16 protein-coding genes are annotated in these 12,264 nt (G+C 66.8%); all 16 read left to right on the top strand.

Annotation, left to right across the window (positions count from 1 at the left end):
- Nucleotides 1-51: 51 nt before the first annotated feature.
- A complete protein-coding gene (locus ACIOD2_RS32340; RefSeq protein ID WP_400546611.1) occupies nucleotides 52-345 on the top strand; it encodes a hypothetical protein in 294 nt (97 codons plus the stop codon).
- Complete coding sequence (locus tag ACIOD2_RS32345; RefSeq protein ID WP_400546614.1) at nucleotides 342-1,838, top strand: hypothetical protein; 1,497 nt, start codon at nucleotides 342-344, stop codon at nucleotides 1,836-1,838. Before ACIOD2_RS32340 ends, ACIOD2_RS32345 begins: the two co-directional genes overlap by 4 nt.
- A 12-nt stretch (nucleotides 1,839-1,850) precedes the next feature.
- The gene (locus ACIOD2_RS32350) at nucleotides 1,851-3,065 is read left to right on the top strand and encodes a phage portal protein (protein WP_400546617.1); all 1,215 of its coding nucleotides are present in this window, start codon (nucleotides 1,851-1,853) and stop codon (nucleotides 3,063-3,065) included.
- Between the two features lie 90 nt (nucleotides 3,066-3,155).
- Nucleotides 3,156-3,827, top strand: a complete 672-nt coding sequence (locus ACIOD2_RS32355) for an HK97 family phage prohead protease (RefSeq protein WP_400546620.1) — start codon at nucleotides 3,156-3,158, stop codon at nucleotides 3,825-3,827.
- Nucleotides 3,828-3,998: 171 nt separating this feature from the next.
- Complete coding sequence (locus ACIOD2_RS32360) at nucleotides 3,999-5,222, top strand: phage major capsid protein (protein ID WP_400546623.1); 1,224 nt, start codon at nucleotides 3,999-4,001, stop codon at nucleotides 5,220-5,222.
- A gap of 65 nt (nucleotides 5,223-5,287) precedes the next feature.
- Nucleotides 5,288-5,476: a hypothetical protein gene (locus tag ACIOD2_RS32365; RefSeq protein WP_400546626.1), complete on the top strand. Its 189-nt coding sequence runs from the start codon at nucleotides 5,288-5,290 to the stop codon at nucleotides 5,474-5,476.
- A gap of 14 nt (nucleotides 5,477-5,490) precedes the next feature.
- Entirely contained in the window at nucleotides 5,491-5,733 is a 243-nt protein-coding gene (locus ACIOD2_RS32370; protein WP_400546629.1) for a hypothetical protein, read from the top strand.
- Nucleotides 5,734-5,754: 21 nt separating this feature from the next.
- Nucleotides 5,755-6,642 carry a LamG domain-containing protein gene (locus ACIOD2_RS32375; protein ID WP_400546632.1) on the top strand — a complete coding sequence of 296 codons (888 nt, stop codon included), beginning with the start codon at nucleotides 5,755-5,757 and terminating at the stop codon, nucleotides 6,640-6,642.
- Between the two features lie 4 nt (nucleotides 6,643-6,646).
- Entirely contained in the window at nucleotides 6,647-6,811 is a 165-nt protein-coding gene (locus ACIOD2_RS32380; protein ID WP_400546635.1) for a hypothetical protein, read from the top strand.
- Nucleotides 6,811-7,434, top strand: a complete 624-nt coding sequence (locus tag ACIOD2_RS32385; protein WP_400546638.1) for a hypothetical protein — start codon at nucleotides 6,811-6,813, stop codon at nucleotides 7,432-7,434. Before ACIOD2_RS32380 ends, ACIOD2_RS32385 begins: the two co-directional genes overlap by 1 nt.
- Entirely contained in the window at nucleotides 7,435-9,063 is a 1,629-nt protein-coding gene (locus tag ACIOD2_RS32390; RefSeq protein ID WP_400546641.1) for a hypothetical protein, read from the top strand.
- The gene (locus ACIOD2_RS32395; protein ID WP_400546644.1) at nucleotides 9,064-9,855 is read left to right on the top strand and encodes a hypothetical protein; all 792 of its coding nucleotides are present in this window, start codon (nucleotides 9,064-9,066) and stop codon (nucleotides 9,853-9,855) included.
- Nucleotides 9,855-10,382 carry a hypothetical protein gene (locus ACIOD2_RS32400; protein WP_400546647.1) on the top strand — a complete coding sequence of 176 codons (528 nt, stop codon included), beginning with the start codon at nucleotides 9,855-9,857 and terminating at the stop codon, nucleotides 10,380-10,382. The genes ACIOD2_RS32395 and ACIOD2_RS32400 overlap by 1 nt, the downstream gene beginning before the upstream one ends.
- Before the next feature lie 11 nt (nucleotides 10,383-10,393).
- Entirely contained in the window at nucleotides 10,394-10,660 is a 267-nt protein-coding gene (locus ACIOD2_RS32405) for a hypothetical protein (protein ID WP_400546650.1), read from the top strand.
- A 1-nt stretch (nucleotide 10,661) separates the two neighbouring features.
- Complete coding sequence (locus tag ACIOD2_RS32410; RefSeq protein WP_400546653.1) at nucleotides 10,662-11,696, top strand: phage tail tube protein; 1,035 nt, start codon at nucleotides 10,662-10,664, stop codon at nucleotides 11,694-11,696.
- Entirely contained in the window at nucleotides 11,696-12,262 is a 567-nt protein-coding gene (locus ACIOD2_RS32415) for a hypothetical protein (RefSeq protein WP_400546656.1), read from the top strand. The genes ACIOD2_RS32410 and ACIOD2_RS32415 overlap by 1 nt, the downstream gene beginning before the upstream one ends.
- Nucleotides 12,263-12,264 lie beyond the last annotated feature (2 nt).

Here is a 12,264-nt window from a genome sequence, read left to right on the forward strand (position 1 = left end):
TGCACCACCTGCCGGCCCCCGCGGGATCGGAAGAACCCGCGGGTCGTCGAGATGCCGAAGCAGGGCGACGAACGGTCAACTGCCCCTCAGGGTCCGGTGCCGGCGCTGGTGGAGTCTTACCGGAAGCAGCTCGAGGAAGCGGAGCGACTGGACACCCCTGAGGGTGCGTTGGTGCTACATCTGGCGACGTTGTTCACCTCCGACGGCCACACGGCCTCCGGTGCGGCGGCGCTCTCGAGGGAACTGCGAGCAGCGATGGAAGTCGCGCTCAAGGGCGCAGCGAAGCAGGGCGACTCGATCGACGAGCTCACCGCGCGCCGGCGCGCCAAGGCCGCGTCAGCGTGATCGACCCGGCGTACCTGTCGATCCCCCCTCGAGTGGGCTCGTATGGGGACGAAGCGATCGACCTTGCGGAGCGCGCCGGCCGGGTGCTGGACGAGGAGCAGCAGCTCGGTGTTGACGCGTTGCTGTCCTACGGGCCAGGGGGCCGGTGGGCAGCGATGGAGTCGGCGATCATCGAGTCCCGCCAGAACGGCAAGACCGCGGGCATCCTGCTGCCAGTGACACTGTTCGACCTGTTCTTGATGCCGCCGGACCGGATCGTGTGGACCGCGCACCTGTTCAAGACCTCGAGGGACGCGTTCGAGGACTTCGAGGCGTGCATCGCGACTTCTCCGGATCTGTCGCGCCGGGTGAAGCAGGTCCACCACGGGCGCGGCGAGGAAGCGATCGAACTCCACAACGGAGCGAAGCTCGAGTTCCTCGCCCGCTCGAAGGGCGGTGGCCGTGGTCTGGGCGGTAAGCGGGTCGTGATGGACGAGGCCCTGTTCCTTGCGTCGTCCGCGATGGGTGCACTGATGCCTACCCTGTCCGCCCGACCCGACCCGCAGATCAACTACGGGTCGTCGGGGGCACTGGACACCTCCGACCATCTCCACCGGTTGAAGGACCGAGGTCGGACGGGCAAGGATCCGTCGCTGATCTGGGTCGAGTGGTGTGCTCCTGGGGGTTGGGAGGATCCGCCGTGTGAGGCGGGGAAGAAGTGTTCCCACATGCCCGGCACGCCAGGGTGTGCGCTGGACGACGAGGCGCAGTGGGCGAAGGCCAACCACACCCTAGGTAAGCGGATCACCGTCTCCTACGTGCGTGCGGAGCGGCTGGCGCTGCCGGCGCTCGAGTTCGGCCGGGAACGACTCGGCTGGCACCAGCCACCGGCAGCTGGTGGCGCGGCGATCGACCTCGGTCAGTGGGCGAAGCTCCTGGATTCGGAGTCGCAGCGTCAGGGTGATGTGGCGATCGCGGTGGACATCTCCCCGACCCGGGACTACGCGGCGATCGCGTTGTGGGGCCGACGTGAGGATGGGTTGGGTCACGGGGTGATCGTGGCGTACAAGCCGGGTACGGACTGGGTGATCCCGGAGCTCGAGCGGTGGCGGGACGCGCTGAACCCCGTGGGGATCGGCGCCGGCCGGCAAGTCGCGGCGTCGCTCGAGGGTGAGACGTTCGACGCCACGGGGATTCGCATCCCTGACCGTGCTGACGAGCCGATGTACGGGGACTTGGTGGTCCTGAACTCAACGGACATGACGGCAGCGACCAGTCAGTTCCTGGACGCCGTGAAGCAAGGCACGTTCAAGCACACCGGGCAACGCGAGCTCGATGCCTCCGTGGCGGGGGCGAAGACGAAAGTCACCGAATTCGCGGAGATCTGGACCCGAAAAAGTCTGGAATCCGACACGTCACCCCTGGTCGCTCTGACCTTCGCGCGATGGGTGTTCGAGTCCCGTGCCCACCTGGTCGGCAAGACCGACCGGGAACTAGTGATGAACGTCTGGTGAGAGGAGGCGGCGGTGGCTAACTGGTTCACCAAGATGTTCAAGAACGAGAAGCGGTCGATCTCCTATCAGGACTTCTGGGGCTCCGGCGGCGATGTGGCGGATATCCACTCGGAATCCATCGGAACTGCTCTCCGACTGGCCCCGGTGTATGCCGCGACCCGTCTCCTGGCGGACACGATCGGCTCGCTGCCGTTGCAGGCCTACCAGCGTGCCGGCGGGGCGAAGCAGAAGATCACGACGCCGGGCGTGTTCGCTGACCCGACGACGTTCGGCACCGAGGTCGAGTGGGTCCAGCGGATCATGACGTCGCTGACGCTCCGCGGAAACGCATGGGGTTACGTCACCGAGTTCGACGACATGGGGTATCCAGCTCGGATTGAGTGGTTGCACCCCGACGACGTGTCGTTGTACGGCCAGAATCGGTCTCTTGAGCGCCCCCGGTGGTACTGGCTGGGGCGGCCGCTCGAGCCGGAGCGTGTCATCCACATTCCCGGCTACGTGCTGCCTGGCGAGATCCTTGGGGTGTCGCCGATCACGGCGTACGCGCTGACGACGGAGACGGGGATCCTGTCGCAGGAGTTCGGGCGGGACTGGTTCCGCAACGGCTCGGTTCCCTCGGCGGTCCTGGAAAGTGACCAGGCAGTCACCCAGGACAGCGCGCAAATCATCAAATCACGGTTCATGGCCGCTGCGAGCGGCCGTGAACCGGTGGTTCTGGGTGCCGGCACGAAGTACAAGCCGATCGCGGTCAACCCCGCAGAGTCGCAGTACCTCGAGACCATCAAGGCAACCGCCAACCAGATCGCAGCCATCTACGGTGTCCCTCCCGAGCGGATCGGCGGCGTCCCGGGTGGGACGCTGACGTACGCGACGCGGGAGCAAAGCGCGATCGATCTGGTCACTTACTCGCTGCGGCCGTACATGGTGAAGCTCGAGGCGACGTTCAACCGCCTCACGCCGCCAGATCAGTACGTCAAGTTCAACGTGGACGCACTCACTCGAGCGGACCTGCAGGCCCGCTACCAAGCTCACCATCTCGCCCTCACCGACGGGTGGATGAGCAAAGACGAGGTTCGCGAGATCGAGGATCTGCCGCCGCTCCCGAACGGCTTGGGTGCCGGCTATGCGCCGCTGCTCGGTGGTGAAACCCCCCAAATCGGGGGCGATCAGCCACCGAAACGGGTCCCGTCGCAGCGTTTACGCGCTGTCGGCGACGAGGACGACTGAAACCAGGGCGCTGGGGACTGTCCCAGTGCAATTCAACATCACGCACAGGGCGTGGAGTACCAGTCCCTGGCATCCAGAAGGAGGACTGCCGTGACCGAGCTGGAGCGGCGTTACACGCGCGTCACCGTCGAGGTTCGCGCGAAGGACGGCGAGCGGCGCAGCATCGGAGGCTACGCGGCCGTTTTCAACAGCCTGTCGAGGAATCTCGGCGGTTTTGTCGAGATCGTCGACCCCGGAGCGTTCAACAAGTCCCGTGGGGACGGCTGGCCGGACGTGATCGCCCGCTACAACCACGACGACAACATGCTCCTCGGCACCACCGCCGCGGGGACGCTGCGATGCCAGATCGACAACTACGGCCTCGCCTACGACGTGGACCCGCCGAACTCTCGGCAGGACATCTACGAACTCGTGGAGCGCGGCGACGTCACCAAGTCGTCGTTCGCGTTCCGGGTCATGCCTGAAGGCGACGAGTGGGGCCTCACCGATCAGGGTTTCCCGCAGCGTCGTCTGCTGCACGTCCAGCTCGCAGACGTGGCGCCCGTGAATCAGCCGGCCTACCCGGATGCGTCCGTGGGCCTCCGGTCCCTCGCGGAGCACGTCCACGCCCCGCTCGAGGAGGTGCGGAAGCTCGCGGAGGAGAACGAGCTGAAGCGGTTCTTCGTCCGCACCGACAAGGGTGGCAAGCCCTCGTCGCCGAAGACGTACGGCCCGGCCGCGCGCATGGCCATCCTCGGCAAGCAGCGCGACCCCTGGGCGTAAGCCCGCAACCTCAACCATCCACGCGGGGCAGAGCGCCACTCACCCCCCTGATCCCTGCGAAAACCCCCGAACCTCGGGGGTTTTCGCATGTGTACGGCCTTTTGCGGGGCAGAGCGCCACTCACCTCGCGCATCCACCGAAGTACTTCCGCTTTCACTGAAAGGACACCTCATGAGTGAGGTCGTGAAGCGGCTGCGCGAGCGCCGGGCGAATGTCTGGGAGCAGGCCAAGGGCCTTGCCGATCGTGCCGCCGAAGAGAACCGTCAGTTCACCGGCGAAGAGGAAGGCCAGTGGACGGCTCTCAACGCCGAACTGGACGCCCTCGACGTGCGCATCAAGAACGTCATCGACGGTGAGCAGCGCGCCAAGGACACCGAAGACGCGTTCGCGAAGCTCGAAGGTAAGCCGCAGGAGCGCAAGAGCGGCCAGCCGGAGGGGCAGGACACCGAGCTGCGAAAGTTCCTGCGCGGCCAGGGGCCTCGCTCCTACGAGGTCCAGCCGACGCCGAACCTCGACTTCCGGTCGCTGACCAAGGGCACCGCCACTGCCGGCGGCAACACGGTCCCGACGTCGTTCTACGACCGGCTGATCGCACACCTCATCGAGACCGCGGCGATCATGCAGGCCGGCGTGACCGTCCTCAACACCGCCTCGGGTGAGACGATCCAGGTCCCGAAGACCACCGCGCACTCGAGCGCGGCGATCGTCACGGAAGGTTCTGCGATCAGTGCGTCGGACCCGACGTTCGGTCAGGTCCCGCTGGGTGCCTACAAGTACGGCACCCTGATCCAGGTCTCGCGTGAACTGCTCAACGACACCGGTGTCGACCTCGAGGGCTACCTCGCGATGCAGGCCGGCCGCGCCCTCGGCAACGCGTTCGGCGCCCACGCCATCACCGGGACCGGCACGAGCCAGCCTCGAGGTGTCGTCACCGACGCCACGGTTGGCGTCACCGGCGGTACGGGTGTTGTCGGTGCGTTCACCGCGGACAACCTGATCGACCTGCACTACTCGGTGATCGCGCCGTACCGCCAGTCGAGTTCCTGCTACTGGCTGATGCGTGACGCCACCGTCGGTGCTGCGCGGAAGCTGAAGGACACCACGGGCCAGTACCTGTGGCAGCCGTCGCTGCAGGCGGGTGCGCCGGACATGTTCCTCGGCAAGCCGGTCCTGACCGACCCGAACGTTGCTGCCACGGCCGTGTCGGCGAAGTCGGTGCTGTTCGGTGACTTCAGCCAGTACTTCGTGCGCCTCGCGGGCGGGGTTCGGTTCGAGCGGTCCGACGACTTCGCGTTCAACACCGACCTGGTGACGTTCCGGGCGCTGCTGCGCGCGGACGCTTCCCTGGTCGACCTCACTGGCGCGGTCAAGTACTTCGCCGGCGCAGCCACCTGATTCACCTTCTGGTGGGGCTGGGGTGACCCCAGCCCCACCAGAGCACGACCTGAAAGGGCTCAGGCATGCCTGGACCGAACCAGATGGACGAGGACACGTTCGCGCAGACCTACAGCGCCGCGATCGCGAACGTGGCAGGCACCGCGGGGGCGTCGTACACCTCTGCGGAGCAGGCGATCATCAACAACCTGGTGACCGCCGTGAACGCCTTGAACGCGGCACTGAAGCAGGCCGGGATCACCCAGCAGGACTGAAGGAGCTCTCTCCCATGCGCGTCACCATGAAGGCCTCCGTGTCCGGCTCCCGAGATGGGCAGTCGTGGCCGGCGATCGGCGAAACCGTGGACCTGCCCGACGAGGAAGCCGTGCACCTGTGCGGGGCGGGGATCGCAGCGCCGGCCGGGGACGAGGACGAGGCCGCTGTCGTCGAGGACGACACCGAGAAGGCCACGACGCAGAAGAAGCCGCAGGGCCGCCCGGCGACCCCGCCGAAGCAGCAAACCAAGGACTGATCTCTACGGTTCGGGGGAATCATGCAGGTCTTGGCGTGTTCGTTCGACGAGTCCGGCGACACCGTTCTCGACATGACCGGGAACGGAAACAACTTCCCGCTCACGTCCGACGCGACGAGGGTTGCGGGGAAGACGAACGGCGGGATCCGGCCGGCCACGACAACGGCTGTTCCGCTCCCTGATGTCGGGCAGTCGGATGACCGCACGGTCTGCATGTGGATCAAAGGCGCTATTCCGGATGGGTGGCCGGTCCAGTGGTTCGACCCGCTCGCTGATTCAGGTGCGGGTGCCGGCGTGTGGGGGATCCTCTTCGTCGGCGGAGATCCGATCATCCGGGCACGGAACACGGTGGACGCGTTCACGGATGCGACGGCTGCGTGGCCGGACACCACCGACTGGCACCACGTGGCTGGGGTGTTCGGCGGGGGTTCGGTGAAGCTGTACCTCGACGGGGTGCTGGCGGATCAGCAGTCCCTGTTGGGGCCGATCCGCCAGTCGGATCCGCCGACGTTGTTCGGTGGGTGGTCGGGGTCGGGGAGCTTCGATGACCTGCGGGTGTACGACTCCGCGTTGGGGTTGTCGTCTGTGGTGGCGGCGATGTCTCCGGTGGCGTCGGCCGACCTGGCGTCGGCGGCTGCTCTGGCGGTGGATGAGGCGTTTCTGGCGCGGGTGACTGCTGCGGTGCAGCAGTACGCCGTGGCGCTGGCGAAGTCCATCCGGTTGAACGTGGATCAGTCCCGTAAGGACGAGTACGTGTTCGCGCAGAAGTGCCTTGCCTCTCCGGAGATGTACGGGGCGCAGTTCGGGTGGGCGCTGGGGTCTGATCTGACGGTGGATCCGACGATCGACGACGACACGATCCGTTCCCTGGTGCAGGCCGCGTGGCCGGTGCTGGCCAAGTCCCTGTAGCCCGATGCCTCATAAGGCAAAGCTCCACGTCCACATCCCCGGCCCGATGATGCACGACGACCACATGTGCCTACACGTGCTGTGCGCGATCTGCCAAACACCCGGCCTGCTGATCAACGGGCTGTGGGCCGACCTCACTTCGATCTTGAACACGCAGAAGGAGTCCTGATGGCCCAGTGGTACCGGCAGGCTGTTTCGAAGGGCCTGAACAAGGAGTGGGACTGGGACTCGGACACCATCGTCCTGAGCCTGCACAACTCGACGTACACCCCGAACCTGGACACGCACGCCTACGTGTCGGACCTGACGAACGAACTCTCCACGGCGTCGGGTTACACCGCGGGTGGGTTGACGCTCACCTCGTGCACCCGCACGTACACGGCGGCGAACTCGTGGGCGACGCAGCGCGCGAACTCCACCGCCTACGTCGTCGGCGACGTGATCCGCCCCGCCTCCGGCAACGGCTTCCTGTACCTGTGCGTCGTCGCAGGGACCTCCGCGGGAACCACAACCACGCTCGGGACCGTGGTGGGCCGGGAAACCACGGACGGGACCGCGGTGTTCGAGAACATCGGCGCCGGCATCACCACCCTGTCCGCCGCGACCGCGACCTGGAGCTCGTTCTCCGCCGGTCCGTTCCGGTACGGCGTGATCTCCGACCGCACCCCCGGCACCGCCGCGACGCAACCGCTCCTGGGATTGATCGACTTCGGGTCGAACCAGACCGGCGGCGGCGCGAGCTACAACGTGGCCTTCACCAACAACGGCCCCTTGCACGTCTTCGCGAAGTAGATGTCCAACCGGTTCGACGCGGCCAACGACCGCGTCACGAGAACCGGTGGCGCACCGGACCCACAGTCGGGGTTCACGGTGTGTGGCTGGTTCTACCTGTCGGTCAACCGGTCCGACTTCTCCACCCTGACGCGCCTCCACGCGTCCTCCGGATCCACGACCCGCCTGACTCTGGCCACTGACACGGGCGGACTCCGACCCTCCGTGTTCACCCCCGGAAACACTGGTGGCGTGGCCGGAGTGGACGCTTTCACGGTCGGGAACTGGCTGTGGGTCGCGGTCACCCAGACGGGCACGACCGCGACGATCTACACCTGCACCTCCGCCGGCGGGACCCTGCACTCCGCTTCGGGGACCTCGTCCGGTGGTTCAGCGCCTGATGGGTACACGATCGGTGGCCGGTCCGCTTCGGACGCGTCGGAGTGGTTCAACGGCCGCGCCGCCTACGTCCGTTACTGGTCGGTCGTCCTGAACTCGACCGAGCTTGGCGCGGAGCGGGACTCGGCGACGCCGGTGAAGACGGCGTCCCTGTACGCGGACTACCCGCTGACGGTGTTCACCGACCTCACCGACCACTCGGGTAACAGCCGGAACCTCACTGCTGGATCCTCCGCGACCACAACGGAGGCAGACCCGCCGCTCGGGACGTTCGTCACGGACGCCCCGGGTGCGGTGAGGCTCGGAAACCCCGCGGACTCGGCGACGATCGGGTACAGCGTCACCGACGTACCGGGAGCAGCCAGACTTAGCGCGCCGACGCAGACGGTCACGGTCGGCGGCGCGTTCATAGATCTGCCGGGCGCTGTGCGTCTCGGTGCGCCGACGGACAACGTCACGTCCGGCGTGGGCGTCTCCGACACCCCCGGAGCTGTCCGGCTGGGATCTCCGCGAGAGACAGTGACGTTCGGGGTATCCGTCGTCGACGGTCCCACGGGCGTACGTCTCGGATCCCCGCAAGACGTGGCCTCCAGCGGCGCGACATTCCAGGATGCTCCCGGGAATGTCCGACTGGGAGCGCCCGCCGAAACCGTCACGGTTGGGCTCACGGTCACCGACTCGCCGGGAGGTGCCCGAGCCGGCGGGCCGGTCGAGACGCCCACGTTCGGGGTTGCCGTCGTGGACGGTCCGGGCGGCGTGCGGACGGGAAGCCCGACGGAGTCGGCGTCGTCGGGGCTCACAGTTTTCGACGTGGTGCACGGTGTGCGCCTCGGCTCCCCACGAGAACTCGTCACTTACTCCACCTCGGTCGCTGACCCTCCCGGGTCGCTCCGGCTGGGGTTCCCGGCGGATCTGGCGAGCATCAGCCTCTCCGTGTCCGACGTCGCGGGCGGACTCCGCCTAGGGCAGCCGCGGGACGTCGGGTCCGCGGGAGTCGGTGTCGCCGACCAGCCCGGGGCGCTCCGTGCCGGCGGCCCCAGGGAGACGGTCACCTACGCGGTGCTCGTACTCGAGCCACCAGCTGCCGTGCGGCTCGGACGACCCGCAGACGTGGGGATGCAGGTGATCCCCACCGTGCGGGGCCACATGACCTCTGTGGACCGACCGACCACCGAGATGACCCCCGCTGACCGGAAGACCGCGTCGATGACGCCTACGGCCCGCGCAACGGCCACGATGACAGGGGGATAGATGGCGTTCGACTTGGGCGACCCAGTTCCCCTCACCGTCACCATCACCGACGCAGACGACCAGCCCACCAACGCCACCTCGGTCACGCTGACGATCACACTGCCCGACGGCACCACAGACACCCCCACCCCGACCAACCCGAGCACGGGCGTGTACGCAGTCGACTACCTGCCCACGCAAGTCGGCCTACACCAGGTGAAGTGGGTATCCGAAGGGCCGGGGTCGGCGTTCTCGGACGTGTTCGATGTCCGGGCCGGCGGGATGACGATCGTGTCGCTCGCGGATGTGAAGCGGCAACTGTCGTTCACTGGGAGCGTCCGGGACGACGAAGCCCGCTGGTACGCGGAAGCCGTCACCGGTGTCATCGAACGCCATCTGGGACAAGCCGTTGTTCGGCGGACCAGGGTCGAGGAGCACTGCGTCCGCAGTGGACTGGTCCTGAACTGGACCCCAGTCGTGTCCTTGACGTCCATGGCTCTTGTGGACGGCACGTACACGTGGGATGTGGGTTCGCTGCACTGCTCCCCCGCGGGGGTGGTGACGTCTCCTCTGGGGGTGGCGCCGTACGGGACCCTGCGGGTCACATACCTGGCGGGAATGGCGTCGATCCCCGCGGAGTACGGGTTGGCGGCGGAGATCATCGTCCAGCACCTGTGGCAGACGAAACGCCCCGAAAAGGGCGCCGGCAACCGCGGCGCGCTCGCTGACTCGATGGGCTACCAGCAGGCAGGGTTCGCGATCCCCAACCGCGCCGTCGAACTGCTTGGCTCCGGCCTTCCTGGGATCGCCTGATGGTCTCCACCGAGTACTACAACGTCGTCGACGCACTCGTCGCGTTGCTGCTCGACGGCAGCGACACGGGCACGGTCACGCTCGCCGAACTCGACGGTGACGGCAATCCGATCGAGTACGCGGTGTACGACGGGGTTCCGGTCAGCGAGAAGTACCCGCTGTACGCGGTGTTCGTCGGATGGGACGCCAGCCCGGACGGCGAGTTTCAGTCCGCCGACATTCAGCAGCAGTGGGCCGGGTCGCTGGGTGCTAAGCGTCGCGACGAGACCATCGACGTCGTCTGCGCTCTCGTCGCCGGGTACGGCAACGGCGACCGGTGGAAGCCCGCTCGGGACCTCGGTTTGGCTATCCAGCGGGACGTCGAGACGAAGCTCCGGCAGAACGTCAGCCTCGGCCTCGAACCCACCCCGACCCGCCAGTACCTGAACGCGGAGTTCAAGCCGGCAGGCGCGTTCCAGGAGCCCTACTCCGAGACGGGGTTCTGGTTCCGGCTTTCCTTCACCGTCTCCGTCCAGACCCGCACCTAAGGAGCAAATCGATGCCCAAGTTTCGACTCGACGGGGTCGAGGCTCCGCGTGACGGAGTCACGATCCTCGGCAAGGTCGGCAGCCCCGACGCGTTCGACGTCGCCCACGACAGCGTCATCGAAGTCGCCGGCGAGGTCGACACGAAGGACGCCCCCGAGGACGCGGTGATCGTCGTCAACGGTGACACCCGGGCGGCATGGCCGACGGCGATCTGGTCGCTGGTCGAGGAAAAGCCAGCCAAGACTCCCGTGGCTGACAAGTCCGTGAAGGAGAACTGACATGCCCTTCGGCACGGGCTTGGACGCCCAGATCATGTTCGGCCAGGAGACGACCTACGGCACCGCGGTCACCCCGACCCGGTCGCTGGAGTTCAACTCCGAGGGCCTGACGCAGGACATCACGTACCTCGACTCCAGTGGCATCCGGAAGGGCAACGCGTTCAAGCGGACCTCCCGGACCATCCAGTCACGGTTCTCCGTGGACGGTGACGTGGAGATGGAGATCGGCACCCTCGGTATGGGGCTTCTGGTCAAGCACATGCTCGGATCCACCGTCACCACCACCACCCAGATCGCCGCGACCACCGCGTACAAGCAGATCCACGTTCCCGGCGGCTCTCAGGGCCTCGCGCTGACCACGCAGGTCGGCAAGCCGGAACCCGGCACCGGAACCGTGGTCCCGTTCACCTACGCGGGATGCAAGGTCTCCAAGTGGGAGATCAGCCTCAAGGACAACGCGATCCCGACGCTGAAGCTCACCCTGACGGGTCGAGCGGAGACCACCGCGACCGCGCTCGCCACCACGGCGTTCCTGACGGGCACGAAGGTCTTCAGCTTCAAGGACGCGACGCTGAAGCTTGGCGGCACCGCGGCGACGGCGTCCGGTGAGACCACCATCACCAGCGGCACCGCGGTCGCGGCGTTGGTGAAGGGCATCACCATCTCCGGCGACAACTCCCTGGCCACGGACCGGTTCGGCATCGGCAACGCGGGCCTGAAGAAGGAGCCGCTGCAGAACAACATGAACACCATCACGGGCTCCCTCGACGCGGAGTTCGCGAAGACCGAGCTGTACGACGTGTACACCGCGGGCACGCCGACGCCCCTGCAGTTCGACATGACCGGGTCGCTGATCGCGAGCGGCAACAACTTCCTGTTCTCGATCATCCTCCCGTCGACGATCTTCAAGAAGGCCGCGCCGAACGTGAACGGCCCGGACATCGTCCAGATGAAGACCGACTTCGAGGCGGAGTGGGACGAGGTCAACCCGCCGATCCAGATCAAGATCGTGTCCACGGAGAGCACCAACATCTGATGCCGGACCTGCTGCGCATCGCGACGAACGTGCAACAGGTCCAGCAGTTCCGCGACCTCTCCAAGCGGCTCAAGGACAAGGGCCGCGGGGATCTACGGAAGCAACTGAACAAGGCGATCAAGGACGCTGGCCAGCCGATCGTTCAGGACGTGCGGAACGCAGTGCAGGGACTGCGTACCACCTCGTCCCACGGTGGTGGCGCGAAGCAGCGTCAGCGGTACTCCGCGGCCCGTGCGCGGAGCGAACGTGCCGCGGCGAATGCGATGCGTCGGTCGGGGAGTCTCCGCCGGCGGGTCGCGGGCGCGACAGCGCTGGAGGCGACCCAGCGGGGTGTGCGGTTCGTGGTCCGGTCCGCGCAACTCCCGGAGGATCAGCGTTCGCTGCCGCGGCACATGAACTCCGAGAAAGGCTGGCGTCACCCGACGTTCGGCAACACGGAGAAATGGGTCTCGCAGAAGGCCACACCCGCCGGGTATTTCAGCAAAACCATCTCGCAGAAATCTCACGACTTCCGCCGGTACATCGGCACGCAGATGGAAAAGGTCAAGAAGGAAATCGAACAGTAGGG

The sequence above is a fragment of the Amycolatopsis sp. NPDC088138 genome (assembly GCF_044741685.1).
Lineage (GTDB): Bacteria > Actinomycetota > Actinomycetes > Mycobacteriales > Pseudonocardiaceae > Amycolatopsis.